Source organism: Marinobacterium lutimaris (assembly GCF_900108065.1).
Taxonomy (GTDB): Bacteria; Pseudomonadota; Gammaproteobacteria; order Pseudomonadales; family Balneatricaceae; genus Marinobacterium_D; species Marinobacterium_D lutimaris.
Map to the genome: position 1 here is coordinate 1,712,494 of NZ_FNVQ01000001.1, position 25,710 is coordinate 1,738,203.

At 58.1% G+C, this 25,710-nt stretch carries 22 protein-coding genes and 1 pseudogene; 11 read left to right on the top strand and 12 right to left on the bottom strand.

Annotated elements, in window-relative coordinates:
• Position 1: 1 nt before the first annotated feature.
• Positions 2 to 1,483 carry an alanine/glycine:cation symporter family protein gene (locus C4S72_RS07930; protein ID WP_104002480.1) on the bottom strand — a complete coding sequence of 494 codons (1,482 nt, stop codon included), beginning with the start codon at positions 1,481 to 1,483 and terminating at the stop codon, positions 2 to 4.
• Between the two features lie 223 nt (positions 1,484 to 1,706).
• On the opposite strand from C4S72_RS07930, the gene C4S72_RS07935 reads away from it, so the two are divergent.
• From C4S72_RS07935 to C4S72_RS07945, 3 genes are all read left to right on the top strand, one after another.
• Positions 1,707 to 2,537, top strand: coding sequence for a helix-turn-helix domain-containing protein (locus tag C4S72_RS07935; protein ID WP_327332571.1), 831 nt, complete (start codon positions 1,707 to 1,709; stop codon positions 2,535 to 2,537).
• Between the two features lie 172 nt (positions 2,538 to 2,709).
• Positions 2,710 to 3,486, top strand: coding sequence for a DUF3304 domain-containing protein (locus C4S72_RS07940; protein WP_104002481.1), 777 nt, complete (start codon positions 2,710 to 2,712; stop codon positions 3,484 to 3,486).
• A complete protein-coding gene (locus C4S72_RS07945) occupies positions 3,483 to 5,609 on the top strand; it encodes a T6SS phospholipase effector Tle1-like catalytic domain-containing protein (RefSeq protein ID WP_104002482.1) in 2,127 nt (708 codons plus the stop codon). The genes C4S72_RS07940 and C4S72_RS07945 overlap by 4 nt, the downstream gene beginning before the upstream one ends.
• 86 nt (positions 5,610 to 5,695) lie before the next feature.
• Here C4S72_RS07945 and C4S72_RS07950 read toward each other — a convergent pair whose 3' ends face one another.
• Positions 5,696 to 6,595, bottom strand: coding sequence for an aspartyl/asparaginyl beta-hydroxylase domain-containing protein (locus C4S72_RS07950; RefSeq protein WP_104002483.1), 900 nt, complete (start codon positions 6,593 to 6,595; stop codon positions 5,696 to 5,698).
• 281 nt (positions 6,596 to 6,876) lie between these two features.
• Between C4S72_RS07950 and pptA the strand changes: the two genes are divergently transcribed.
• Positions 6,877 to 7,107, top strand: a complete 231-nt coding sequence (pptA, locus tag C4S72_RS07955) for a tautomerase PptA (protein ID WP_104002484.1) — start codon at positions 6,877 to 6,879, stop codon at positions 7,105 to 7,107.
• Between the two features lie 13 nt (positions 7,108 to 7,120).
• Here the strand turns inward: pptA and C4S72_RS07960 are convergent, their stop codons facing one another.
• The 5 genes and pseudogenes from C4S72_RS07960 to C4S72_RS07975 form a co-directional block, all read right to left on the bottom strand.
• Positions 7,121 to 8,680, bottom strand: coding sequence for a sensor domain-containing diguanylate cyclase (locus tag C4S72_RS07960; RefSeq protein WP_160115471.1), 1,560 nt, complete (start codon positions 8,678 to 8,680; stop codon positions 7,121 to 7,123).
• Positions 8,681 to 9,200: 520 nt separating this feature from the next.
• Positions 9,201 to 10,151: a 30S ribosomal protein S6--L-glutamate ligase gene (gene rimK / locus C4S72_RS07965; protein WP_456085544.1), complete on the bottom strand. Its 951-nt coding sequence runs from the start codon at positions 10,149 to 10,151 to the stop codon at positions 9,201 to 9,203.
• Positions 10,152 to 10,217: 66 nt separating this feature from the next.
• Positions 10,218 to 10,616: pseudogene (locus C4S72_RS25905) on the bottom strand (ATP-dependent zinc protease family protein); the annotation flags it as partial.
• A 336-nt stretch (positions 10,617 to 10,952) separates the two neighbouring features.
• Positions 10,953 to 11,225 (bottom strand): PepSY domain-containing protein, encoded by a 273-nt coding sequence (locus C4S72_RS07970; RefSeq protein WP_104002487.1) that lies wholly within the window; start codon positions 11,223 to 11,225, stop codon positions 10,953 to 10,955.
• A gap of 127 nt (positions 11,226 to 11,352) precedes the next feature.
• On the bottom strand, positions 11,353 to 11,787 hold the full coding sequence (locus C4S72_RS07975) for a DUF3465 domain-containing protein (protein ID WP_104002488.1): 435 nt from the start codon (positions 11,785 to 11,787) through the stop codon (positions 11,353 to 11,355).
• Positions 11,788 to 12,000: 213 nt separating this feature from the next.
• Here C4S72_RS07975 and C4S72_RS07980 point away from each other — a divergent pair, with 213 nt between their 5' ends.
• From C4S72_RS07980 to C4S72_RS08010, 7 genes are all read left to right on the top strand, one after another.
• On the top strand, positions 12,001 to 13,854 hold the full coding sequence (locus tag C4S72_RS07980; RefSeq protein ID WP_104002489.1) for a sensor histidine kinase: 1,854 nt from the start codon (positions 12,001 to 12,003) through the stop codon (positions 13,852 to 13,854).
• Positions 13,851 to 15,197 carry a sigma-54-dependent transcriptional regulator gene (locus C4S72_RS07985; protein ID WP_104002490.1) on the top strand — a complete coding sequence of 449 codons (1,347 nt, stop codon included), beginning with the start codon at positions 13,851 to 13,853 and terminating at the stop codon, positions 15,195 to 15,197. The genes C4S72_RS07980 and C4S72_RS07985 overlap by 4 nt, the downstream gene beginning before the upstream one ends.
• A gap of 21 nt (positions 15,198 to 15,218) precedes the next feature.
• On the top strand, positions 15,219 to 16,475 hold the full coding sequence (locus tag C4S72_RS07990) for an ABC transporter substrate-binding protein (RefSeq protein WP_235009071.1): 1,257 nt from the start codon (positions 15,219 to 15,221) through the stop codon (positions 16,473 to 16,475).
• A 614-nt stretch (positions 16,476 to 17,089) separates the two neighbouring features.
• The gene (locus tag C4S72_RS07995; RefSeq protein ID WP_104002492.1) at positions 17,090 to 18,535 is read left to right on the top strand and encodes an NAD-dependent succinate-semialdehyde dehydrogenase; all 1,446 of its coding nucleotides are present in this window, start codon (positions 17,090 to 17,092) and stop codon (positions 18,533 to 18,535) included.
• Positions 18,536 to 18,606: 71 nt separating this feature from the next.
• A complete protein-coding gene (locus C4S72_RS08000; RefSeq protein WP_407657700.1) occupies positions 18,607 to 19,761 on the top strand; it encodes an iron-containing alcohol dehydrogenase in 1,155 nt (384 codons plus the stop codon).
• Between the two features lie 90 nt (positions 19,762 to 19,851).
• On the top strand, positions 19,852 to 21,249 hold the full coding sequence (locus tag C4S72_RS08005) for a hypothetical protein (RefSeq protein ID WP_104002493.1): 1,398 nt from the start codon (positions 19,852 to 19,854) through the stop codon (positions 21,247 to 21,249).
• Positions 21,250 to 21,615: 366 nt separating this feature from the next.
• Positions 21,616 to 22,332 carry a GNAT family N-acetyltransferase gene (locus C4S72_RS08010; protein ID WP_200826694.1) on the top strand — a complete coding sequence of 239 codons (717 nt, stop codon included), beginning with the start codon at positions 21,616 to 21,618 and terminating at the stop codon, positions 22,330 to 22,332.
• Positions 22,333 to 22,385: 53 nt separating this feature from the next.
• On the opposite strand, the gene C4S72_RS08015 is transcribed toward C4S72_RS08010, so the two are convergent.
• The 5 genes from C4S72_RS08015 to C4S72_RS25910 all read right to left on the bottom strand — a co-directional run bounded on the left by C4S72_RS08015 (position 22,386) and on the right by C4S72_RS25910 (position 25,619).
• Complete coding sequence (locus C4S72_RS08015) at positions 22,386 to 22,565, bottom strand: hypothetical protein (protein ID WP_200826695.1); 180 nt, start codon at positions 22,563 to 22,565, stop codon at positions 22,386 to 22,388.
• 305 nt (positions 22,566 to 22,870) lie between these two features.
• Positions 22,871 to 23,761, bottom strand: coding sequence for a metal ABC transporter solute-binding protein, Zn/Mn family (locus tag C4S72_RS08020; protein ID WP_104002495.1), 891 nt, complete (start codon positions 23,759 to 23,761; stop codon positions 22,871 to 22,873).
• A 19-nt stretch (positions 23,762 to 23,780) separates the two neighbouring features.
• Positions 23,781 to 24,653, bottom strand: a complete 873-nt coding sequence (locus C4S72_RS08025; RefSeq protein WP_104002496.1) for a metal ABC transporter permease — start codon at positions 24,651 to 24,653, stop codon at positions 23,781 to 23,783.
• Positions 24,650 to 25,402 carry a metal ABC transporter ATP-binding protein gene (locus tag C4S72_RS08030; RefSeq protein ID WP_104002497.1) on the bottom strand — a complete coding sequence of 251 codons (753 nt, stop codon included), beginning with the start codon at positions 25,400 to 25,402 and terminating at the stop codon, positions 24,650 to 24,652. Before C4S72_RS08030 ends, C4S72_RS08025 begins: the two co-directional genes overlap by 4 nt.
• A gap of 76 nt (positions 25,403 to 25,478) precedes the next feature.
• On the bottom strand, positions 25,479 to 25,619 hold the full coding sequence (locus C4S72_RS25910; protein ID WP_200826696.1) for a hypothetical protein: 141 nt from the start codon (positions 25,617 to 25,619) through the stop codon (positions 25,479 to 25,481).
• Between the last annotated feature and the right edge of the window lie 91 nt (positions 25,620 to 25,710).

Genomic DNA, 25,710 nt, shown 5'->3' on the forward strand with positions numbered 1-25,710 from the left:
ATCAGTTTGAAGCCAGACTCTCGCGGCCGGTCGCCTTCGCATTGCGCTGGCGCAGCTGCTCCAGGTCTTCCAGCTCGATCTCCCAGGCTTTCGCATCCAGGTCCATGTCGCTGAATTTATTGGCATCGAACACCGGCTGCTCGATCCCTTCCGCGATCTGCTGGTCAAAGTCGCGCAGCACACGCAAACCCGGCTTGAACAGACAGATCAGGGCAATCAGGTTGACCAGCGCCAGCAGACCCATGGTCACATCGGCAAAAGCGAACACGGTGCCCAGGTCAGTGGTCGCACCCCAGCACACCAGACCGATGATCGCGACCCGGAAGGCGTTGAACAGGTTCTGATTCTCGGTGCTAAAGAAGTTGATGCTGTTCTCGCCGAGGTAATAGTTGTAGAGCACGGTGCTAAAGCCGAACAGCACCAGCGCCACGCTGACAAAACTACGGCCCCAGTCGCCCACATGATCCGCCAGCGCAGACTGGGTCAGCGCCACGCCGCCCACATCGCTCACGGAAGCCGGGTCATAGATGCTGCTCAGCAGAATGATGAACGCAGTAGACGAGCAGATGATCAGCGTATCGATAAACACGGAGAACGCCTGCACCACACCCTGGTTGGCCGGGTGCGGTACGTAAGCCACAGCCGCCACGTTCGGCGCACTGCCAAGGCCCGCTTCGTTGGAGAACAGACCGCGCTTCACACCCATCATGATCGCCGCACCGATACCGCCGCCCACAGCCTGTTCCAGGCCGAACGCGCTTTTCACGATCAGGGTGATCACGTCAGGGATACGGTCGATATGCATGCCCAGCACGACAAAGGCGATCGCCAGGTAACCCACCGCCATCACCGGCACCAGAACCTCGGCGACACGGGCGATACGCTTGACGCCACCGAAGATGATCAGACCGACGATCATCGCCAGCGCGATACCGCTGTAGAACACCGGCACGCCGAAGGCATCGCCAACGGAAGTAGCCACCGCGTACGACTGCAGCGCGGTAAAGCCGAAACCAAAGGTAACCAACAGAAGAATGGAGTAGAGACCGCCCAGCCACTTGAACTTGCTGCCCATGCCACGGGTGATGTAGTGCGCCGGGCCGCCGCGATAGGTGCCGTCCGGCTCAGCCTGCTTGTAGGTCTGCGCCAGGGTGCATTCCAGGAAGCTGGTCGCCATGCCCATCATGCCGACAACCCACATCCAGAACACCGCACCGGGTCCGCCCAGGGTGATCGCCACAGCGACACCGGCAATATTACCGCCACCGACACGGCCGGCCACGGACAGGATCAGCGCCTGGAAAGAGCTCAGGTGACCGTGCTTGTCTTTCTTGAATGCCTGGCTGGCACCGAGGATGCGGAACATACGTCCGAAGTAGCGAAACTGCACAAAGCGGGATGCCAGCGTAAAACCGATGCCGACGATAATCAGCAGTGCGATAAGCACCTTGCCCCATAGAATGTCGTTGAGAAAATCCAACATGACAAAACTCCGTTATCTCTTGTTATGTCTGAAGCGCCTTGAGCCGGCCAGGACGCTCCGCGGGTTTGTTTCACAGCGGGTGATTTAAACAGCGGTGCGCCACTGATAGAATTTGACACTCTGGCTACACACTGACGCAGTTTGGCGCTAACGCAGCATCAAGTAGCACTATCGCAGTTCGATGCACTTCTTAAATAAACGCACCGCCCGTGCAGGTTGAATAATGACCAAGCCCGCCATGCATGAAGATCTGGCCCAGAACATCCGCCTGCTCTGCAGCTACTACAAATCGATTGCGGAAGTGTGCCGACGGCTGGATATCAACCGGCCTCAGTTCAACCGCTACCTGAGCGGCCAGTACAAACCTTCAGCCAATACCCTGCGTCGTCTGTGTGAGTTTTTTGGTGTCGAAACCCACGAGATACTGCTGCCGCACACACAGTTTGAAAGGCTGGTACAGCTGCGCCCGCAGGCTACCCTGGCGGAACCGGTAGTGAACGGCAGCGTCGCTGCGCATATGGAGCAGCTCTCGCGCTGTTCCAACCCGGATATCCAGCGCTACCTCGGCTATTACTTCGAGTACTACCTGTCGATGTCGACACCAGGAAAGCTGCTGCGCAACCTGGTTTGCCTGGAGGAACAGGACGGCCAGATAGTCTTCCAGCGCACCGAGCGGATGCGCACCAACGCCAATGAAGCACCCTGCCACAACCGCTACCAGGGCATAGTGCACCTGCTCACTGACCGGCTTTTTTTGGTGGATTACGAGACCCTGAACTGCCATGAAGTCACTCAGACCATCCTCTTTCCCAGCTTTCGCAATCGGGTGTCCAAGCTGACCGGGCTGAAGATGGGGGTGTCGGACAACAGCGAACGCATGCCCTGCTGCGCCAGGGTTGTGTACGAATATCTCGGCAAGGACATCAGACTGCGAAAGGCGCTGGCGATGTGCGGTCTATATGAAGCCGACTCAGCAGAGATCGACGGCTCGATACGCGAGGCCGTAAGAAACGAGATGGCGCCGGGCGAAACCTTGTTCAGAGCACGGCACTGATCGGCTCACAGCCTGTCCAACGCTGCTGAATTTCCATCCCGCGGGTCTGCCAGCAATGAGAATCAATGAATCATTGGCTTGCAGATGGCATAATCTTGCCCAGATTCTGAACTGAGCCCGAGGAAAAACAGGCTCCAGAGAACACCGCAACCGTCACAAGGAGTGTGATCCGATGCGCTACCCTTTTCGACTTTTTCTGAGCGCAGTGCTGCTTACAGGGCTGACTGGCTGCTCTCAGGAAGAGGAACTCACCAGTCTTAATGTCTCCGCTGCCGACTACGCCGGCCAGGGTATACGCGGCTATTCCGTAGTTGATCCCAATGATCCCAAGAACCGCGGCGGTGGCGAATCCCTTACCCCCTATTCCGCCGGCGGTATCACCTGCTGTTACCAGATTCCCAAGCAATGGCATGAAGGCCTGCAGGTGGATGTGGTCGTCACTTATCCACTGGAAGGCGACACAACCGATGAACGCTCAGAATCCCTGGCTAAACGGCAAGCGGAAGGCACCATGCAGCAGACTATCCGCGTCGATGTCCCAGAATACGAGACACCAGCCAAAGGCACTCTATGGGTCCAGTTCCTGCCCGATGAGAAGGCCAATGTGGTGGTCAGCAATTTTGATCCACCCCACGAGGATTTCCCTGGCGAGGTGAAGGGCTGGCCGGTGCCTTCAGATGAGTATCGCAGAAAACTAGTCGACCGGGAGCTAGCAGACATCGAGTCTCGCCTCGAAAGAAACCAAAAGAACCTAGCTGAGTTTAAGGACAGTCCAGGAAAGAGCCTAGAAAAATTCTGGGGAGTATTCACCAGAACAAGGTCAGAGAGAATTGAGGGCCTTTCCGGCCCGCAAGACCCAAAATTCAAGCCGCTTTTAGAGGAATATCTAACTAACTTCATCAAGCATGATCGGCAGCGAATCGAATTGCTTAGGGAGGTACGACCATGAGTTCAACACTAGCCTCGCCTCTTCAGCAACGTCACGCTAACCCGTCGGCAAAGAACGATTTCTTTTTACCCTCAGAAATAAGCGACTTGGACAGTTTTGAGGAGAGCAGAGAAATCAACTCTACACCGCTCTCCCCCTGCGATACCAATCTCTTCTTCGGTTTCTTTTTCGACGGCACCGGCAACAACTACGAAGACAGCATTAATCAAGGCGACCATAGCCAGAGTAATGTTGCCCGCCTTTATAGCGCCTACCCGGGACTCAGCGTACCGGGCATACTGCCGCCCCAAACAGATTGGCAAACCAACCTGTCTGACTACGATAACTTCTTCCGAATTTACATCCCTGGGGTCGGCACCCGCTTCACGCAGCTGGGAGACACGGGCGAAGGGTTCTGGGATGAAACGCTGGGCGGCGGCATGGCCCGCTGGGGCCAGGTGAGAATCCTCTGGGCATTGGCCCAGGCGATCAACGCGGTCAGCCGTTACTTTCTCAAGCAATCGGTCATCGACCACGAGACCGTTCGCAGGGCCAGTCTGGCTGGTGAGATGAACGCTCGGGCTTTGAAAGGCGATCCTTTCGTCCCCTTAACTGCGGCTAACTCGGCTGAGCAAATCTCCCTGTCCATCCCCAAAACTCTGGTTCGTTGGCTCAGAACCCTGCATACCGCTATAGCGCCTCATATGGCCGGCAGCGAGGGTGGCCTGCCACAAAATAAAGACCCCGGTATCGTCAAACGTATCTATATGTCGGCCTTTGGTTTCTCGAGGGGCGCTACCGAAGCCCGCGCCTTTGCCAACTGGCTGATCAAGCTCTGTGAGATCGATGCTCAGCTCACCGGCAGGAGCGGCGCCGGCCTGACACTGGCGGGCTTTCCGGTCACCTTCGATTACCTCGGGCTGTTCGACACGGTCGCATCGGTGGGTATCGCTAACCTGATTCCGATCGCCGATGGCCATGCTGCCTGGGGCGATGCAGAAACCTCGTTGGCGATTCCAGCCAACGTCTCACGTTGTCTGCATCTGGTGTCTGCTCATGAGAACCGCCGCTCCTTTCCACTCGATTCCATCTACAACGATCGCTCCATGCCCGGTAATGGTGAAGAGATCGTTTTCCCCGGCGTTCACTCCGATATCGGCGGCGGATATCGCCCCGGCTCTCAGGGGAAGGGTACCGACAATATCGGTCGGGATATGCTGTCCAAGATCCCACTGGCCGTCATGTACAGGGACGCCCGGTTGTCAGGCGTCCCTTTGAAGCTCGAGCTTGCACTGCCCGATGATCAGGATGCTTTCAAAATTTCGACACGAACAATTTCTGACTTCAATGCCTACCTGGATACCTGCCACCTCAAATCGGGGGATACGGGCACGCTAATGCGCGAGCACTGGCGCAAAGGTATAGAGTGGCGCCTGAACAACCACCGCAACGGCGGCGTTTCGATCCTGAGCAGCTATCAGCGCGCGCCGCAATACCAAAAAAACAACCTCGCCAGCTCCTACAACCAGTTCCGCGATGAACTGGAGCGCTTTGAAAACTGGCAGGCTCTGAAGCGTGCAGGCTTTTTCGAAAGAGCTGCCCTGCTCCTCAAGGACTACATGGTCATGGGGCCTGGATGGATCGTGAACCGCATCAATCAGTCACCATCCTTGTTGGACCCATCGGTAGTGGACGACTGGGAGCGCATCGAAGAGTTTTCCGACGAGCTGAGCACGCCTCCCGCTGCCGTTGAAACGATGATGGATGAGTATGTACACGACTCCATCGCAGGCTTCTTGATCAAGTGGCTGACGAGGGATGAGGTGATCACCTATCTCAATACCCTGGTAGCCAAAAAGACCATCATCGACAACAGCAGGTTTTGGCAGAGCCGCAACGGCGTCTATCTAAGCCCTGAAGAACGCGAGTTTGCGGAATACTATGAACGCACCGGACGCATTCCACCGATGGGCGAACTCGGTGGACGCGAGTCCTATCTCCTGGGTGGCGGTTATCTGCGCTTCCGCCGAGTATATGCGGGTGCCGACGATCAGATCCTTGCCCTGCTCTCGCCTGATGCTCACCGTGAAGACATACGGCTGGCTTTGATCCGATCAGCAGAAAGCGAGCTAAAAGCGGGCTAACGCTGCCAAACAAAAAGCCGGCGCAAAGAGCACTCAAGGCTCTCTGCGTCGGCTTTTCAGGTCCCGCTTTTGATCTCAGGAACGAATCAGAAAAAGATCGCGTAGATGATCAGCGCGTAGAGCGCATACTGAATCAGGTAGTACAGCGGTTTGTTATACGCTTTGATCCTTTTACCCAGGCTGCGCACCTTGTAGATACCGGCAAAAGCACGGTTCAGGCCACCGACCTTGTCGCCATCCACGTTTTTGGTGGCCGAGGCAGACATGACCAGGTTGGAAAAACCGGTGTTGATCCACTGCACCGGTGCAAAACTCACCGGGCGCACCACATCCAGAAACAGCACAATGCGGTTCTTGTCCGTGGTGTTCTCGGCATGGTGAATATAGGTTTCATCAAACATCACCGCTTCGCCGTTACGCCAGCTGTAGCGCTCGCCGTCCACCTCGATATAGCAACCATCCGATTCCGGTGTTTCCAGGCCCAGGTGGTAGCGTAGCGACCCGGCGTAGGGATCGCGGTGTTTTACCAGCCGCGCACCGGGCGGCAGCATCGCAAACATTGCGCCTTTCACCGAGGGGATCTGGTTCAGCAGTTCCAGGGTTTTCGGGCAGCTCTGGCGAGCAGAGTTCAGGTCTGAGCCGTACCATTTAAGGTAGTAGCGCTTCCAGCCGGTTTTAAAGAAGGAGTTGAAGCCGATATCGTCTAGATCGTCCGACGCCTTGATACTCGAGGCACTGTTCAGCGCCAGCGCCTCATCACGAATCATCTCCCAGTTGCTGGTGACCTTATCCAGCTCGGGAAACTCCCGCGGATCGATATAGGGCGTGTTGCGAATCTTGGAGAAAACATAAAACAGGCAGTTCAGCGGCGCCAGCAGGTTGGCGTGATCGGTGAGCTTGCGCTTGAACTGGGCGTGTTTTACCCGCCCACGGTTCTGCACGTAGATGGCACAGACAACAAAAATCAGGAAAACGTAAATACCCAAGAGTCGGGCCTCTTCAATGCAGCTTTATGTGAAGGCGCTAATTTACTGCATCTTGTGATCACGACCAACCCGAAGATCCACTCTCGACGGCCCGATTAGCCGTCAAGCTGCGCAACTTGTCGTTCCCCCTCTCGTCCCCCCAGGCATCCATCGATACCGCTCATAAGCGCTTTGAGGAAACTGACATGAATACCCAACAAAACAACGGTTACCATAAAACCCTATGGGACGCGAATGCCCCGGTTTAACGGAAAGCCACCAAGTAACAGGGAGAAGTGACAATGCCACACGTAGAGATCAAATATTTTCCCAGACACCTGAGCGACGAGGAGAAACAGGCGATCGCCGACGATATCTGCGCCCTGCTCAACAAACACCTGCAGGCATCCGATGACTCGATCTCGATCAACCTGGAGGAGGTGATGTCGGGGCGGTGGAAAATCGACGTCTACGAACCTCTCATCAAACCCAAGTGGGACAGCCTGGTGAAAAAGCCCTGCTATGAATACTGAGCCGATGCGCTGATCAGCCAGGTGCTCCGCAGCCATCGACACCAACAGCCTGGTTGCGTCCGCCGGCCTTGGCCCGGTAAAGACACTCGTCCGCTTTAACGATCAGTTCAGTGGAGGCGCTGTCATTGCCAGGGATGCAAACCGCGAAGCCCAGGCTGATCGTCAGGCGGCCGGAAACCTCTGAGCTCGCATGAGGGATATTCAGCTGTTCAATCGCCAGCCGAAGCGACTCCGCATACTGCGCAGCCTGATCAAAGTCGGTATTGGGCAGCAGGCAGATAAACTCCTCACCACCAAAGCGGGCCACAAAATCGCTACCACGGGCCGAGTATTGCTGCAGTTGCTGGGCGACCGATTGCAGACATTGATCGCCAATGACGTGACCATAGTGGTCGTTGAATGCCTTGAAATAATCGATATCGATCATAACAACAGCGAGTGGCAGAGTTTCACGCCGGCACCTTCTCCACTCGAGTTCAAAGCGCTCATCAAAGCTCCTGCGGTTAGCCACCCCGGTCAATGCATCATGCATCGCCAGTTTCCTTAGCTCTTCGTTCAGCGCATTTAACTGTTCATTCTGCTGCTGAATCAACGCGGCACTGGCTCGCTTTGCTTTCTCTGTCCGACGCTTGGAACGCTGCACTCGGTACATCAGGAAACAGGAAACCAGGCTGATAAGGATAAAGAAGATAAGACGCGTCAGGGCAAAGCGCTTCCAGTCTTTGTAGACCGCATCCAGATCCCGCCCTACCGCCAGAATAAGCGGCTCATCCAGGTAAAGGCCCGATGGCCGAATCGTACGCAGCGCCATAACCCTCTTCTCCCCCGTAGCGTAAACCGTTCCTGTCAGGAGATTGGTGTCGCGACCACTTTCAATATGACGGGTAAAAAACGAACCCGGCTGCGCCAGATTTTTGCCCCTTTGCCCCTCCTGCTCGGGGATCATAAGGAGCTGTTTGCCCTTTGAATGGGCCAGGGCAGACCACATGTCATCTGCATAATTGACCGATGCCAGCGTGGTACGGAAGCGGAGCGGGTCCACCGATGCCAGCACTACCCCATCGAACTCGCCGTTCTCATCAACGATACGTTTGGTCACCATAAATACATAGAGCCCGGTGACAGCCAACATCGGTTCACCGATATGCAGAGTGTCTGGCGATGGATCGTTTAGCGTGGTTTGAAAGTAGGCCCTGTGCTGATAGTTTTTATGCAGTAATTCGGGTTGGCTGGAGGCGATAACGGTGCCGTTACGGTCATAGACCGAGAGGTTACGAACATCGGTCAGCGCCTTGAGATACTCCTCCATCTCGTGGTTGGCATGAGCCATGGAGTCGTTGGCAGCGCGCCAGTCGGGAATGTTGTTTCGGACAATGTTGAGCACCCGGCTGATCGCGGCAAGCTGATCATTCAGATAGTTATCTACGATCTGGGTCTGGGCGGTCAGACGCTTGTATTCCTGTGCCTCAACGGATAATCGCCGCTCCACCACAGACCAGGACAAATAGCTGCCCAACACAACCAGACCGAGGAGTAGCTTCAGCCACTCAAGTCGGTAACGCTTTGAGGCCATCAAACTGCAGCGCCTATACATTCTGCTTTTATTTATAAGCAGATTCTAATTCCAGATATTGAAGATGAATAGGACTCACACTGTCTACAAAGATGAACAGTTTTCTCTCACTTCTAGAGCAGCGACAGAAACACTCATATTGCGGGGATTAAAGTGCTGCCGGGGCTGCAACAGTGCAATGTTGCCACGAGTATAAGAAAGCACGAATGTGGCAGGCGTTGAGTCGACGACAGGGCCGCTGCAATCAGGACACCATTGGCTAACGTTGGGGCAATCCCTTCGCACCTCCGTTATCTGGGCACGTTTGCCTGCTGGCAAGATAAGGTAGCTATGACCAATAAGGCCCCGCCTTCACCAACGCATGAGAAGGACCTGGCCTCGATTAGACGATCACCAAAGGCGATGGCTTAAGAGTGACAAAAAAGAGCAGCCGATTGGCTGCTCTATATATAGGAAACCCGGCGCTTATAAACCGGGATTGATCACTGCAGTGCGGCGGGCGCTCTTGGCCCTGGCACTCTTACTCCTGGTAATCGGGATCCAAACGCTCACCTTCCGCCGGGGTACCCAGTACCTTTTTCCAACCCAGCTTTTTCTCAATAGAGGCGATCATCATGCCGGCAATATCCTTCGCGGTAGCGGCTTCGATCCCTTCCAGACCCGGTGAGGAGTTAACCTCCAGCAACAGCGGTCCGTTTTTGGAACGGATAATATCCACGCCGGCGATATCCAGCCCCAACGCCTTGGCCGCGGTGATGGAGAGTTTACGCTCCTCCTTGGTGATCTTGACGATACTGGCGGTGCCACCCTGGTGGATATTGGCGCGGAACTCACCCGGTGCAGCGGTTCGCTGGATCGATGCCACCACCTTGCCGTCGATCACGAAGCAACGGATATCCTTGCCGTCGGCTTCCTTGATGAACTCCTGCACCAGCAGGTTTGCGCGCAGCGCCTTAAAGGCGTTGATCACACTCTCTGCAGCTTTCTTGGTTTCGGCCAGGACCACGCCACGTCCCTGGGTACCTTCCAACAGCTTCACGATCAGCGGCGCGCCACCGACCATCTCAATCAGGTCGTTGGTATCCATCGGCGAGTTGGCAAAGCCGGTGGTCGGGATATTGATGCCGCACTTGAGCATCAGCTGCAGCGAGAACAGCTTGTCACGGCTCTTGATCACCGAGTCAGAGGTGTTGGTGGTCAACACGCCCATGCTCTCGAACTGGCGCGCCAGCGCACAGCCGTAGAAGGTCACACTCGGCCGGATCCGCGTCACTACGGCGTCCAGATCGGTTAACACCCGGCCACCCCGGTAATGCGCTTCCGGGTTCTTGGCGTCGAGTTTCATGTAGCACTGCTTAATGTCGAGGAAGACCATCTCATGGCCACGCTCTTCACCGGCTTCAAGAATTCGCTGGTTGCTGTAGAGATCCGGGTTACTGGCCATCAGTGCGATCTTGAGGCCACTGCGCACGGTTTCACCCCGCGCATACAGCTTGTGCAGATCGTCACTGCTGCGCTCACCCATGCAGAAGCTGTTGGCCGGATCGATCAGGAAACGACCGTGCATCGCCTCACGACCCAGCAACATGCGATAACCCATGGAGTCACGGTTTGCCAGGGTCAGCTCGATCTCCCAACGCTGGTCGCCCAGCTCCATCGGTGTGGAGATGACGTAGCGGGTTTCGGATATACCGCTGGAGCTTTTTACCGAGCGCTTATCCACCACCGGGCGTTCGCAGCGGATCGAGGTCCGGCGGTTGTTCTGCAGCGGGTGCACCTCAAAGCTGACCCACAGCTCACCGTTGCGTCGGAAAGTCTGAATGTTAAATGCGTGGATAGAAGAGGTTTTCGCACCCGAGTCTATCCGCGCCTTGACCGCGGGCAGACCCAACTCAGAAAAAGAACACCACTCTTCACTACCGATAATTGCTTTCACGCTTACAAATCCTGCCAAGAATAATGCCCGGGTGCCGGGCTCAGAATGTCGCGCAGTCTATCCGGGAACTGCCGCCGCGAACATAGTTTTCAAGCAATGTTTTCGCCGCCGCAATTCCGGCCCTGCGAGGTCAGAGCCAAAGGCTGTAAAAGCGCTTAAATATCATTAATTTGTGACAGATTTTTGCGCGCCCTGAAAAAGCCTGACTCACACTCCACAGCTCAAGGGTAGAACGAAACAGGGCCGGAGCCGCACCCGCCTTCTTTTCGCGGACACAAACTCCGGCCCTGTCTTCAGGATGAATCCCCGAAATCGGCTATCAGAACCTTCTACCGATCAGTCGTCCCGGCGGTCCGACAGGACATTGCCGGTCATCGGGTCGACCCGCAGCTCTCGCTCCTCATTGTTTTTGTAGGCTTCAACTTCCCAGACACCATCGTCCATGGAGATCTCGGTGATCGGTGCGTAACCCTGAGACTCAATAGTGGTCACGATCTCTGCCAGGGGCAGCGAATCCGCAGGCGGCTTCTCGCTGGCTACCGCCGCCGAAACACCAAACAGAGATGCTGCGACCGCTGCAGTGGCAATCGTTAGATGACGAGTCTTCATGTGGCTCTCCTTTTCTCGCGGATGAAACAGATTTCTTTGCTGTTGTCCGCTGTGACAGCTTTACAGAACTCAGGTTTCATCACGCTGCACACGGAAGAGTTAACGATGTGCAAACCAGTCAAAGCTATTACTCGTAAGTAACACCCTCGTGCCTGAGCCAGCCACCGACATGACGTCCGCCCGGGTCATGATGGGTCCAGTGTACTACCCCGCCCTTATCGTTCCATTCGTACTCGCCGTAGAACCTGACCTGGTCCCCTTCCTTCAGGCCAGGGATGCGCGGCGCCAGATCGATATTGTGCGCGATCAGGATCGTCTGTCCCGTTGCCAGCTGCAGAATAAAGCGCTGATGCTGACTGCCCTTGGTATCATCCGGCAGCACCTTGATCACCCGACCTTCGCCCTCAACCTGGTAGTCGCTGAGCTGCTGTTCGAAGGCGCGGGTGAGTTGATCATCGCCGCCACTGGTTTGTTGGGTATAGGATTCAAACAGCCCCGGATTGCGGTCGAGATAACCGTAGGCCAGCGCACCGAACAGCAGAACGATCAGCAGTTTTTTCATGACACTTTATCTCCCTGTGCTTGCGAGACTGCTTATAAACGGATCAGGCGATACTGATCGGTTTGCCCTGCGATGCCAAGCACAAGATCCAACATGCTGCGCTATCTCCAGGCCAAGCTAATGCACCAGGCCCTTGAGTCTTAACTGCGCTTAGCCGACCATAGCGCCAGTCTTAACAGACCCGCACGCCACTGACTCAACCGGAAACCGCCTTTGACCATCAACCTGTCCTCAGACACCGGCAACGACAACAGCAGCGCGTCGCCGCATCCCTACCGGATGTCGACGCGTTACCTCTGGCTGTCGCTGGTGGCCGCACTGGTACCGCTGCTCTCGTTTGCGGCGCTGTATGACGGGTACTTTTCCCAGCTGGTCACTCGCATCACCGATGAGCGTCTTGCCACCCGCATGGCCGCGACAGAGAACGAGTTCAGCGTTTATCTGAAAGAGCGCCAGTATGAACTGGCGACCCTGGCGGATCAGTTCGACGATCCGCGCATTTTTACCCAGGGCGGTGCGGCCTATCTGCCGCGGGAACTACGCGATCTGCTGACGCTGCAGGCGGAGCATCAGACGCTCTACGGTATCGCCTTTTTCGATGCGCAACAGAACCTGGTCTGGACCTTCCCTGAAGATGCGCTCACCAACGAGCGCTACACCCGGATGCGCGATATGCCGGTGAGCCGGTTCGACAATGTGGAACTGATCGGCCCGGAACCACACAGCTGGAGCCGCCCGCCGGCGCTGCTGATGCGTGGTGACGTACAGACATCCACGCTGGAACAGGAGACGCGTTCGCCCTCGATTGCGCTGATCCTGCGCTTTAACACGCTGACAGCGATCCCGCGCACGCTGCAGGTCGGTGGCGTATTCAAGCCGCTGATCAGTGTACCTGACGGGCGCACCTACGATATCGTCGGCCAGCCGGTGGACAGCACCCAGAAGATCATCACCCGCTACCAGATGGCGCCGGGCTGGACCCTGCAACTGGTTCAGAACCAGGAGCTGGTAGAACCACCCAGTGCGCAGATGCGTTATTGGCTGATCCTGCTGGTGATCGGCACCGCTGCCGCGCTGCTGATCATCCATCTGGCGATCTCCCGTCGGCTCAAGCGTCAGGTCGATACGCTGGTGCACAGTGTTGAACAGGTCGCCGCCGGCGATCTGGAAAGCCCCATCGCCCAGGTTTCCAGCGACGAGATGAGCCGCCTGACCCAATCCATCGAGCGGATGCGCCATCAGCTCAAACAGGTGATCCGCTCAACGCTGGAGATCGAGCGTCAGGCATCCCTCGGCCAGGTCGCAGCTGGCCTCGCCCACGATATCCGCAACCCGCTGACCACCATGCATACCACGCTGCAGGCGCTGGTAAGGCGCGAGCCAAACCCGGAGCATCGGGAGATGCTGCTGATGCTCGATGAGGAGATCGACCGGGTGAACGATGTAATCGGCAACTTGCTCAACTTTGCCCGCCCCCGTGACCCTCAGAGGGAGTTGGTAGCCCTGCCGGAACTGTTCGACAGCCTGACTGCCCTGGTCAACGCCTCGGCACGGCGGCAGAATGTTTTCATCGATATCGACTGCCCCGAAGCTCTCAGCGTTTATGCGGATACCGGTCAGCTACGCCAGATCCTGATGAACCTGACCCTGAACGCTCTGCAGGCGATGCACGGTGGCGGCAGAATTACCTACTCCGCCCGGCAAACCGAAAACGAAACAACACTGTGCGTCAGGGATAACGGCCCCGGTATGCCCGAAGAGATACTCAGCCGCGCCACCGAGCCGTTCTTCACCACCAAAGAGACCGGAACCGGCCTGGGGCTGGCGATCTGCCAGACACTGGCAGTGCGCAACGGCGCGCAGCTGAGCATCGAAACCGCCATGGCAAACAGCGATAGCAGCAAAGAGATAACAGCCGGAACACGGGTGACCCTCAGATTCCCGCACTCTGATAATCAACCAACAATGACTGCAGATACCCCAACGCGTTCTGCCTCTAGGCTTTCAAACTCAAAGCACTCTACCCCAAAGCTCTTTACCTCCAATAATAAGGAACCACAGGCATGAGTACTGTCAGTGTGCTGGTGATCGACGACGAGCATAACCTGGTGCGCAGCATCCGTTTTGCCTTGCACGACCAGCAGATGACCGTGGTCGGCGCCCATACCGGCGCTGAGGGTTTGGCGATGGCCGAGACCACCCAGCCCGATGTGATTCTGCTCGATCTGGGACTGCCGGATATTTCCGGCCTGGAAGTGCTGACACAGCTGAAAGCGGCCCATCCGGAAGTGCCGGTGATCATGATCTCCGCCCACGGCGATACCCGCGCCGCGGTGAAAGCGGTGAAGGATGGCGCCATCGACTACCTTACCAAACCGTTCGATTGGGACGAGCTGGTACTGCAGATCCGTCGCTCCAGCGAGCACTCCCGCATGGCGCGCGAGCTCGCCTTTCTGCGCCGTCAGCAGAGCCATACCCGCAGGCTCGTCGGCTACAGCCAGCCCATGCAGCGACTGCACCAGATGATCGAACAGGTGGGCGGCAGCAGCGCCAAAACCTTGCTGATCACAGGCCCTTCCGGCACCGGCAAGGCGTTGATCGCCCGCAGCCTGCACGATATCCGCTTTAAGGACGGCCCCTTTATCGAGGTTAACTGTGCCGCCCTGCCGGAGCAGCTGATCGAGGCCGAGCTGTTCGGTGCTGAACGTGGCGCCTACACCGGCGCCAACCAGCGCCGCACCGGCCTTATTGGTTTGGCAGACGGCGGCACCCTGTTCCTGGATGAGATCGGTGAACTGCCGCTGCCGCTGCAGGCCAAACTGCTCAGTTTTCTGGAAAACCGCAGCTACCGCCCCATCGGCGGCTGTCGCGAACTTCAGGCCGAAGTGCTGGTGATCGCCGCCACCAACCGCGACCTTAAGGCCGAGGTCGATGCCGGCAGCTTCCGCTCTGATCTCTTCTTCCGCCTCAATGTGCTGCCGATTCAGGCGCCGCCACTGCACGAGCGCCGCGAGGATGTGGAGCTGCTGATCAAGTATTTCAGCGAGCTGTTCGCCACCCAGGAGGGCTGCGCCCAGCCGATCTGGAGCCCCGGCGTGATCAAGCGTCTGCAATTCTACGACTGGCCGGGCAACGTGCGTGAGCTGCGTAACCTGGTGGAGCGAATGACGATCCTTTACCCCGGTGAGGAGATTCAGCCGCACCTGCTGCCCGATGACTATCTCGGCACCGTGGAGCCGGAACAGCCGCCGGTGGATGATTACACCGACGCCGTTGAAGCCCGCGAACGGGAGCTGATTCTGGAAGCCCTGCGTGAAACCGGTGGACGCAAGGGCCAGGCCGCCGAGCGTCTCGGAATCTCGCGTCACGCACTGAAGCGCCGTATCCAGCGGCTTGGACTTGAGGGATAAGCCTTGAGGAATAAGCCTGCCGTGTTGCGTCGCTCTCTGATGACCTTGTCCATAGTGCTGGCACTGAGCGCCGTCACCGGCGTACGCCAGGCGCAGGCGGAACTGGCCATCGGCGCATCTGCAGAAGAAGCCGAAGTCACCGTGGGCTGCCTGTTTCCGCTCAACGGTCGCGGCGGGCTGTACGGCAAGGACAGTGCCGTAGGAATCAGACTGGCGTTTGAGTGGCTGGCTCAGCAGGAAAGCGACTACCCCAAGATGCGGGTGCTGATCGAGGACAGCCGCTCCAAGCCCTCCCGCGCCACCCGCCTGGTACGCGATTTTGTTCATAACGAAGGCGCTCGCTTTATCTGCGGCGTGGTGAACTCCTCCATCGCCTGGCAGGTATCCCAGGTTGCTCAGGCAGAGAAAGCGTTCTTTATCGGCACCGATCACGGCTCTTCCCGCCTCACCGACGGTGAGGTATCGCCCTACTATTTCCGCCTGAATAACAACAGCCGCCAGTCGATGGAAGCGGCTGCCGCCTATATCCGTGACCGCTTCAGCAACTCTCAGCGCCGCACACTGCGCATCTCCTACCTGGGGCCGGATTACGACTACGGTTACAGCATGCTCGCCGATCTGCGCCGTTCGCTCACCGATGTGGGCGTCCGCTATGAACTGGTCACCACGCTCTGGCCCAGACTTTACGAGCCCGATTACACCCCGCATATCCAGGCATTGATCGAGCAGCCCACGGACCTGATCGTCAACTCGCTCTGGGGCGGTGATCTGGTCGCCTTTATCCAGCAGGCCAATAAAACCGAGCTGTTTGATCACGCCCCCTTTGCCAACTTTGATACCGGCGGCAACTACGAGGTGCTCTCGGCGTTGGGCCAGGATATGCCCAATGGCCTGATCCTGGCGGCACGCCACCACAACAACTGGCCGGATACACCCTACAACCGCTGGTTCACGCGGCGCTTTTTCGAGCTGAGCGGGCGCTACCCCTCCTATGCGGCCGAAGGTGCCTACGCCGGCATTCTCGCCATTGCCGAAACCGCCCGCCAGGCAGGGCCGGATGCCAGCGACGAGATGATCCGCCAGACACTTGAACAGCTGAAGCTGAAGCTGCCGGAAGATCCAACGGGGTTCACTTCCTACATGGATGCCGAGACTCACCAGATCCAGCAGGTGATCTCCATCGGCGTCAGCGCCCCGGATACCAGCCTGCCTCCGGCAACCCACCTGCTGACCGACTGGAAATCCTACGCGCCTGACGCACTGAAGCAGCCCCGCTAGACAACCCCTGGCTGCTGCAGTGCGCTGTTCAGAGCCACCGCTCCAAACGTAAAAACCGAGCGGTATCCGCTCATCGCCCTCGCCCATTCCGAGCGGATACCGCTCACCGCTCCGCTCAAAAAAATTCGCCCCGCACTTAAGCCAATTTAAAACAATGACTTAGAACAATAACAAAACTTGGCATCCCGGTTGCTACAGAAGAGGAGCACGAAACCAAGCTGCGCGGTTAAACAGTTCATTAAAGAAATTGCGCGTAGCCACTAGCTAAGCACGACCCCAAAGGCCAAGAGCCCGAGTACGTACCCCAGTACCTACTACAAGAACAATGAGGCGACCCCAAATGCTTACACGTACATCAGCTACCTCAGCACCTCTACCCGGCGATGCCAGGCCATCCGGCAATCAGCCGCATTCTGAATTCCTTTCCCTGTTGATGACGGCCCAATCAGCGCGCCGCTCGACAGGTCGATCACCCAGCATCTAGCCCGAAGCCAAAGCTTCAAGCTGACATTCAGCCCCCAGGTGTTCGCACGCTGTTAGCCGGGGCGAACTCTGTTTGTGCGCCTTACATTGCGCACGACATGTAAACCTATACGACCGAACTGGAGTTGGTTATGACCACACTGAAAGACCCCTCTTTGCTGAAAAACCGCTGCCTGATCAATGGTGAGTGGGTTGAAGCCGCATCCAAGGAAACACTGCAGGTCACTAACCCTGCCAATGGCAGCGTTGTAGGCGAGATCCCCAAGCTGTCTCCTGAAGAGATCCCGGCGGTCATCGAGGCGTCCAAGGTTGCTCAGAAAGCCTGGGCTGCGCGCCCGGCCAAGGAGCGCTCTGCCCTGCTGCGCCGCTGGTTTGAGCTGCTCAACGAAAACGCTGATGACCTGGCGCTGATCATGACCTCCGAGCAGGGCAAGCCGCTGACCGAAGCCAAGGGTGAAATCGGTTACGCCGCCTCCTTCGTGGAGTGGTTCGCGGAAGAAGCCAAGCGCGTTTACGGCGACACCATCCCGGCGCCGCGTGCCGACCAGCGCCTCACCGTGCTGCGCCAGCCGATCGGCGTGACCGCTGCGATCACTCCGTGGAACTTCCCGGCGGCGATGATCACCCGTAAGGCCGCGCCTGCCCTGGCCGCCGGCTGCTCCATGATCGTCCGCCCCGCTGACCTGACTCCGCTGACCGCACTGGCACTGGGCGAACTGGCCCAGCGTGCCGGCATCCCGGCGGGCGTACTGCAGATCATTACCGGTTCTGCCAGCAAGCTCGGCAAGGTGCTGACCGACAGCGACGACGTCACCAAGCTCTCTTTCACCGGTTCCACCGAAGTGGGCCGCCTGCTGATGGCCCAGTGCGCACCGACCATCAAGAAGCTGTCGCTGGAACTGGGCGGCAACGCGCCGTTCATCGTGTTTGACGACGCCGACCTGGATAAGGCCGTTGAAGGCGCTATGGCGTCCAAATACCGCAACGCCGGCCAGACCTGCGTCTGCGCCAACCGCATCCTGGTTCAGCGCGGTGTTTACGATCAGTTTGCCGAAAAGCTGGCGGCACGCGTCAGCGCTCTGAAGATCGGCGACGGCACCGAAGAGGGCGTCGAAATCGGGCCGATGATCGAAGAGAAAGCGATCACCAAGGTTGAAGAGCATATCGAAGACGCCGTCTCCAAGGGCGCCACCCTGATCCAGGGCGGCGAGCGCCTCGGCGGCCTGTTCCTGAAGCCTGCGATCCTCACCGGTGTGACCACCGAAATGAAGGTTGCCCAGGAAGAGACCTTCGGCCCGCTGGCACCGCTTTTCGCCTTCGATACCGAAGAGGAAGCGCTGGCCATGGCCAACGACACCATCTTTGGCCTCGCCGCTTACTTCTACACCAATGACCACGGCCGCATGATCCGCGTCTCCGAAGGCCTGGACTACGGCATGGTCGGCCACAACACCGGCCTGATCTCCAACGAGGTCGCACCTTTCGGTGGCGTGAAGCAGTCCGGCCTCGGCCGCGAAGGCTCCAAGTACGGCATCGAGGAATACCTGGAACTCAAATACGTCTGCAGCGCGCTGTAAGGCAACAACCGATGGGCGCTACCCCGGCGCCCACACCTATTCTGCAGGAGGAAAACAAGATGACTGAAGGTATCAAGCCTTTCACTTTCGACACCCCGGGATCGATGCACATGGAATGGGGCAGTGCCCGTCGCCTTGGCGAACTGCTGGCGTCCCGTTTCGAACAGCGCAATCTGCTGATCGTTACCGACAAGTTTCTGCACGAAAACGGTCTCCTTGACCCGGCCAAGGAATCTCTGAAAGCCCAGGGTTTCACCGTCTCTGTCTTCGATGATGTGGTGGCCGATCCGCCCGAAGCGGTGCTGATGCAGTGTGTCGATCGCGCCAAGAGCGCCGGTGCGGATATCGTGCTGGGCCTGGGCGGCGGCTCATCCATGGATGTGGCCAAGCTGGTCGCCGTGATGCTGAAGTCCGAGCAGCCGCTGTCCGAGCTGTACGGTATCGGCAACGTCAAAGGCGAGCGCGCGCCGCTGATCCAGGTGCCGACCACCTCCGGTACCGGTTCAGAAGTCACCAACATCACCATCCTGACCACCGGCGAAACCACCAAGATGGGTGTGGTTGCGCAGCAGCTTTACGCTGACCTGGTGCTGCTGGATGGCGAACTGACCGTGGGTCTGCCGGCCGGCGCCACCGCCGCCACCGGTATCGATGCCATGGTTCACGCCATCGAGTCATACACCTCTGCGCACAAGAAAAACCCGCTGTCCGATGCGCTGGCCAAAGAAGCCCTGACGCTGCTGACCAACAACCTGATCACCGCCTGCACCGATGGCAGCAACCGCGCTGCCCGAGAAGCGATGCTGCTGGGTTCCAACCTGGCCGGTCAGGCGTTCTCCAACTCTCCGGTTGCAGCCGTTCACGCCCTGGCTTACCCGCTGGGCGGCCACTACCACCTGCCGCACGGCCTGACCAACGCGCTGATGCTGGGCCCTGTGCTGCGCTTCAACATGGCTGCAGCCGCACCGCTGTACGCGGAACTTGCCGATCACCTGCTGGGTAAATCCGATGCCGATGTAGCCACCCGCTCTGCCGCCTTCGTTGAACACATGCAGGACCTGATGAACCGCTCCGGCGCGCCGCAGCGTCTGCGTGACGTGGAAGTCACCGAAGAGAGCCTGCCGACTCTGGCCAAGGACGCCATGCTGCAGACCCGTCTGCTGCAGAACAACCCGGTGGAAGTCACCGAGGCCGACGCGCTCGCGCTGTACAAGGAAGCGTTCTAACAGCGTGTCGCAACGAGATCCGGCCCTCGGGGCCGGATCTCTTAAAACCAACCCTTACAACCCCTAACCTAATAATCAGAGACACAAACAATGCATAAACAACGTGTGGATGGCCAGGAAACCCCCTACTGGGGTGCCGGACCTTTTAAGATCCGTCTACCCTTTGTTCACTACCGCATCGAATGGCCAGATTACTTCCAGGGTCTGCTGATGTGCGCCGTCGATCTCGCGGCGATTCCGCTGATGACCGAACTGCTGGGCATGCCGTTTGAGGTAGCGCTGGCCGTGGTCATGATGAACGGTCTGCTGTACCTGACTCACCACCTGCTGGGCGACCCGGTTGTCCCCGGCTGGATTACGCCTGCGATTCCTCTGCTGATGGCCTACTGCGCCACCTTCCCGGAGGGCGAAGAGCGGATTTATGCGTTGATATCCTTCCAGCTATTACTCGGACTCTTCTCCATAGGGATAGGCGCCTCGGGTATGGCGCACCGCGTGGTTAGCGCCATACCCCAGGCGATCAAGTCCGGGGTTATCATCGGAGCCGGTATCGCCGCCGTTATCGCGGTGTTCAAGGTGGATGGTCGTTTCGACACCTACCCGATCACTATCTCCGTAGCTGTGGGCATTGCCTTCTACGTGATCTTTTCGCGCCACTTCGCGCGGATCAAGCACAGCAACCCGGTGCTCAGCCTGATCGGCAAACTGGGCGTGTTCCCGATCGTCGTACTGGCGATCATCATCGCACCGACCGTGGGCGAAACCTCCTGGCCGCAGATCGAGTGGGGTCTGTCATCACCGGACTTCATCACCCTGTGGAACGAATACACCGTATTCGGCCTCGGCTTCCCGCCGTTGGAGATGTTCCTGACTGCAATCCCGACCGTACTGGCGGCGTACATCGTACTGTTCGGTGACGTACTGCAGAGCCGCGCAATCCTCGAAGAAGCGGATCACGAACGCCCGGACGAGAAAGTGGATTACAGCCCGGACCGTGCTCACATGATCTTCGGTGCGCGTAACTCCATCATGTCCATCCTTGGCCCGGACGTAGTGATGTGCGGCCCGCTCTGGTCTGCGATGCACGTGGTTATCGTGGAGCGTTTTGCCCAGGGCAAGCGTGCCATGTACTCCATCATCGGCGGTGCCGGTTCTTTCCGCTGGGGTACCAACACCGGTCTGCTGTTCATGCCGATCGTTACCCTGGTGCAGCCGATCCTCGGCGTGGCGCTGGCTCTGACCCTGCTGATCCAGGGCTACGTATCCGTACGTATAGGCGTTATGGAAGCACGCTCCCAGCGTGACCTGGGTATCGCCGGTGTTGTTGCTGCCGTTCTGGCAACCCGTGGCGCCACCTGGGCCTTCGCCGTTGGCGTGGTGCTCTGCCTGCTGGTTTACGGCCGTGATTTCTTCAAGGGCGAAACCGACAAAACCTTCGTTAAGGATCAGAAGCAAGACACTCTCGTGAAGGATCAGGAAGCCGCCTGATCGCTTGCGCGCCGGCTTACCCTCTTGGTCGGCGCGCTTTTTTCCCCTGCCCCAGCGCTCACGCAGCGCCAGCTCCATAACAACCCACCCGGATTCTATGTAATCACCGGTAAAGGCCTGCCCCCTCTGCCCTGGCTACCACACCAGACAGCAGCCACTCTCTGCGCGCTCTCAAACGCCGCCAGCAACCGAACCTGTGCAGGCGCAGCGGAAGATCTGTCAGTCATGATGGAAAAATGTCAGTCTCTCCCTTGGCCCTATTCATTTGTCGGTGATTAGACAAAGCCAGACAGGATTCTGAGATCCTGATCCATACAGCCCGCAGACAGACCACAGACTGACCACAGAGAAAGTAAGGAGACAACCGTGAGCCGATTGAACGAGTTTGGCCAGCCCATCGGCGATGCGTTGCCGGACGGCTGGACACCGCCGCCGCTGCCATCGCGCATGACACTTGCAGGGCGTGTGGTAAAAATAGTGCCGATGGATGCCGAGGCCCACGGAGCGGCGCTTTACGAAGCATTCAAGCTGGATGAAACCGATGCGGGCTGGACCTATATGGCGAACGGACCCTACAGCTGCCTGGCGGATTTCATGACCTGGTTAAAGACAGCGGCTGTAGCAACGGATCCGATGCTGTTTAGCTTTCTCAATGCGCAAAGCGGACAGCCTGTCGGCTACGGCGCACTGATGCGGATAGACGCCAGGATGGCCTGCATCGAAGTGGGGAACCTGCGCATGTCGCCGCTGCAGCAGCGCACGCCAATGTCGACCGAGGCGATCCATCTGCTGGCCGACTACGCATTTAAGCTTGGTTACCGCCGCTTTGAATGGAAATGTGACTCGCTGAACGCCCCTTCCAGAACCGCGGCAGAGCGTCTGGGCTTCACCTATGAGGGCACCTTCCGCAACGCGATGCACTACAAGGGACGCTCCCGCGATACCGCCTGGTTCTCGATCACAGAAGATGAATGGCCCGCTATCCGCGAGGCCCAGCAAGCCTGGCTGGCCCCAGATAACTTCGATCAGAACGGCATTCAGAAGCAGCGCCTGGCCGAACTAATTCAACAGGCGCGTGGCTGAATTCTGAGCGATCTATAGCCGGCCCCTGCCTGAACCTGAAGGGCATACCGGCTTTAGAGGCGCCCCATGCCGTGGAACATGCCGCCAAACAGCATCGACAGCGCGCTAAAGATCAGGCTGAGAATGATAAAGGCGGGGATCGAAGCGATGGCGAACTTCACCATAAAGATCACCATGGAGATAAACGGCATCTTGATATCGACGACGGTGACTTCGCGGTTATCGTTGGACATAGGCTGTATCCTTTAGTGATGGGCAGAGTGAAGGGCAGAGTGAAGGGCAGAGTGATGGGCGATCGATAGCGTGTAACTGTCTTAAGCCTAACCAATCTCCGGCGTTCCCGCCTGACACCAAACCGCAAACTCCAGATAAAAGAAAACCCGACAGGCTCTCGCCTGTCAGGCTAAAACTGGCCAAGGCCAGTGCAAGCCCCCGGTGCTCACGCTGGGATAGCGAACCGGCTATTGTCGCAACCCGGGGGACCTCTACCCTTTCAATCCTGCCCCGCCTTTTTCCTGGCGGAGCCATTGACGCTCATTTACTCGGCGATCGCGCTCAAAATCTGCGACGTGTTGAAGTTCATCAGCTCGATGTAGGTCGGCGCCACACCGTCTGCCGCGGAAAGCGCTTCGGGATAAAGCTCCCCACCTGACTTGGCGCCAGTGGCATTGGCGATCTGCTCAACCAGGCGACCATCGTTGGAGCTTTCGATAAAGTAGACTTTAACGCCCTCTTCCTTGATCTGATCGATCAGGCGCGCCACCTCCCCTGCCGAGGCCTCTGTTTCGGTGGAAACACCCAGCGGTGACATAAACTGCACGCCGTATTCCGCTGTGTAGTAACCGAAGGCGTCATGGCTGGTCAGTACCTTACGCTCCTCTTGCGGCACGGCGTCGATTTTCGCCTTGATATCGGCATCCAGCGCCTGGATTTTCTGGCGGTAGGCATCCGCACTCTGATGGATCGCGGCTGCATCTTCCGGTGCGGCGGCAACCAGCGCCTGCTCGATATTATCGATCCATACCAGCACGTTGGCGGCACTGTTCCAGACATGGGGATCGATAATGGTTTCACCGTCCTCCTCGAAAGTATGGGTTGCGATACCGTCCGAGACGATCACCGGCGCCTGGGTGTTGCCGCTCGCCTCGGCCAGGCGCTCAAACCAGATCTCCAGATTCTCACCACTGAGGAAGGTCACATCCGCCTGCTTGAGAGCGCGGGCATTTTCCGGAGAGGGCTCGAAGTCATGCGGATCGCCATTGGCGGGCACCAGCGAGGTGACATTAACCTGATCGCCGCCCACGTTCTTCACCACATCCGCCAGCACCGTGAAGCTCGCCACAACATCCAGGGTATCGGCCTGAACCGGCATCGCGGCAGACAGGGTAAAAGCGGCGGGAACGGCAAGCGCCAGAAAACGATTTTTCATTACTTCAAACTCCACAGGGTTAGCCCGTCAGATGCGAGCGTTTTACAAAATGCCAAAGCGCGCCACAGGGGCTGAAAATCAGTGACAATGCATAAATGAGGCTGGCGGTCAGAATGATCGACGGACCGGAGGCGGTGCTCAGATGATAAGAGGCCAGCAGGCCGATCAGGCCCGAGAGCGAGGCGCAACCGGCCGCCACCGCGAACATACCCGGCAACGTGCGCGCCCAGAGCTGCGCAATCGCCGCCGGCAGCATCATCAACCCCACCGCCATTAGCGTGCCCAGCGCCTGAAAGCCGGCCACCAGGTTCAGTACCACCAACAGCAGGAAGATGATGTGATAAAAAGACCCCATACCTCCGACGGCACGCAGGAAACCAGGGTCAAAACACTCGGCGACCAGAGGCCGGTAGACCAGCGCCAGCATCAACAGCGAAAAGCATGAGATACCAGCCACCAGGTACACCGCCTGCGCGTTCACCGCGAGAATGGTGCCAAACAGTATATGCAGCAGATCCAGGTTGGAGCCGTGCAGCGAGACGATCAAAACACCCAGCGCCAGCGAGGTTAGATAAAAGCTGGCAAAACTGGCGTCCTCTTTCAGCTTGGTGGTGCGACTGACCAACCCAGCCAGCAGCGCCACACTGAGCCCGGCCACCAGCCCGCCGATGCCCATCGCCAGCAGCGATAATCCACCGGCCACCAGGAAACCGATCGCCGCACCGGGTAGCACCGCATGGCTCATGGCATCGCCCACCAATGACATACGCCTTAGCATCAACAGCACACCCACCGGGCCAGACCCCAGCCCCAGCGCCATGGACGCCACCAGCGCCCGGCGCATAAAGCCGTACTCCACAAAGGGCTCGACGACCGCCGTGTACAGCATCATTGGACCGCCTCCGGACGAGTACAAATATGAGCGGATTCATCCCAGGATTCCGCCATCGCCCGCGCGCGAACCAGATTAGTCTCGGTCAGCGTATGCGCCGTTGGCCCCCAGCCGATCAGCTCCCGCGCCAGTAGCAATGTATTGGGAAAGTAGGCCCGCACCTGATCAAAATCGTGCAGCACTGCGATCACCGTGCGCCCCTCACCGTGCCAGCGCACCACGATCTCCAGCAGATCCCGGGTGGTGCGCGCATCGATGGCGGTAAACGGCTCATCCAGCACAATCACCCGCGCATCCTGTAGCAGCAGGCGTGCAAACAGCACCCGCTGAAACTGGCCCGCCGAAAGCGCACCCACGGCACGACGTTCGAATCCTTCGAGTCCCACGGCGGCCAGCGCCTGCTGTGCCCGTTTGGCGATATCGCGCTTAACGCCACCGAAGGGGCCGATCTGACGCCAGGCCCCCAGGATCACCGCGTCCGCTACAGTGATCGGGAATTGCCGGTCGATCTCCGCGGCCTGAGGCAGATAACCCAGCTCCCGCACCGACAAACCACAGCGGCTTATCTGCCCCTCTACTGGCGTAAGCTCACCCATCAACGCCTTCAGCAGTGTCGATTTGCCGGCACCGTTAGGCCCGGTAATTGCCGTCAGACTACCAGGTTCAAAGGCGCCGGAAAGGTGATGCACCGCCGGATGACGGTCATAGGTCAGGGTGACGTTATCGAATTGTATGGGTGCGACGCTCATGGCATGGGCTCGAAAAGGTAGCTCTTAAAACTGGCTGGTAAAGTTGGCTGGTAAAGCTGTCCGGTAAAGAAAGTTTTCAAGCCAGAGAGACGGCCCAGCCGACAGCGATCCAGAGCACGGCGAGCAACAGCGTAATGCCGGCAAAGCGATGGATAACCGGCAAGGCAAACAATGAGGAGCTAAACGGATCGCGAGGTTTCAAGGAGAAAGGTTTCATTGAGGGATGTTCCAGGCAACGGCTCGATTTCTATAAATGTTACATTATAACGTTTCATAAAATAAAGAGAGCCAGGCGAAAGAATTTGAAA

Excerpts from the sequence above, each read along its gene's own strand:
- C4S72_RS08025 (WP_104002496.1), bottom strand. The coding sequence starts at position 24,653 with ATGATGCTGTACACGGCGGTCGTCGAGCCCTTTGTGGAGTACGGCTTT.
- C4S72_RS07935 (WP_327332571.1), top strand. The coding sequence starts at position 1,707 with ATGACCAAGCCCGCCATGCATGAAGATCTGGCCCAGAACATCCGCCTG.
- C4S72_RS07995 (WP_104002492.1), top strand. The coding sequence starts at position 17,090 with ATGACCACACTGAAAGACCCCTCTTTGCTGAAAAACCGCTGCCTGATC.
- C4S72_RS08005 (WP_104002493.1), top strand. The coding sequence starts at position 19,852 with ATGCATAAACAACGTGTGGATGGCCAGGAAACCCCCTACTGGGGTGCC.
- C4S72_RS07975 (WP_104002488.1), bottom strand. The coding sequence starts at position 11,787 with ATGAAAAAACTGCTGATCGTTCTGCTGTTCGGTGCGCTGGCCTACGGT.
- C4S72_RS07960 (WP_160115471.1), bottom strand. The coding sequence starts at position 8,680 with ATGGCCTCAAAGCGTTACCGACTTGAGTGGCTGAAGCTACTCCTCGGT.
- C4S72_RS08030 (WP_104002497.1), bottom strand. The coding sequence starts at position 25,402 with ATGAGCGTCGCACCCATACAATTCGATAACGTCACCCTGACCTATGAC.
- C4S72_RS07940 (WP_104002481.1), top strand. The coding sequence starts at position 2,710 with ATGCGCTACCCTTTTCGACTTTTTCTGAGCGCAGTGCTGCTTACAGGG.
- C4S72_RS07985 (WP_104002490.1), top strand. The coding sequence starts at position 13,851 with ATGAGTACTGTCAGTGTGCTGGTGATCGACGACGAGCATAACCTGGTG.
- C4S72_RS07930 (WP_104002480.1), bottom strand. The coding sequence starts at position 1,483 with ATGTTGGATTTTCTCAACGACATTCTATGGGGCAAGGTGCTTATCGCA.
- C4S72_RS08020 (WP_104002495.1), bottom strand. The coding sequence starts at position 23,761 with ATGAAAAATCGTTTTCTGGCGCTTGCCGTTCCCGCCGCTTTTACCCTG.
- C4S72_RS08015 (WP_200826695.1), bottom strand. The coding sequence starts at position 22,565 with ATGTCCAACGATAACCGCGAAGTCACCGTCGTCGATATCAAGATGCCG.
- pptA (WP_104002484.1), top strand. The coding sequence starts at position 6,877 with ATGCCACACGTAGAGATCAAATATTTTCCCAGACACCTGAGCGACGAG.
- C4S72_RS07970 (WP_104002487.1), bottom strand. The coding sequence starts at position 11,225 with ATGAAGACTCGTCATCTAACGATTGCCACTGCAGCGGTCGCAGCATCT.
- C4S72_RS25910 (WP_200826696.1), bottom strand. The coding sequence starts at position 25,619 with ATGAAACCTTTCTCCTTGAAACCTCGCGATCCGTTTAGCTCCTCATTG.
- C4S72_RS07945 (WP_104002482.1), top strand. The coding sequence starts at position 3,483 with ATGAGTTCAACACTAGCCTCGCCTCTTCAGCAACGTCACGCTAACCCG.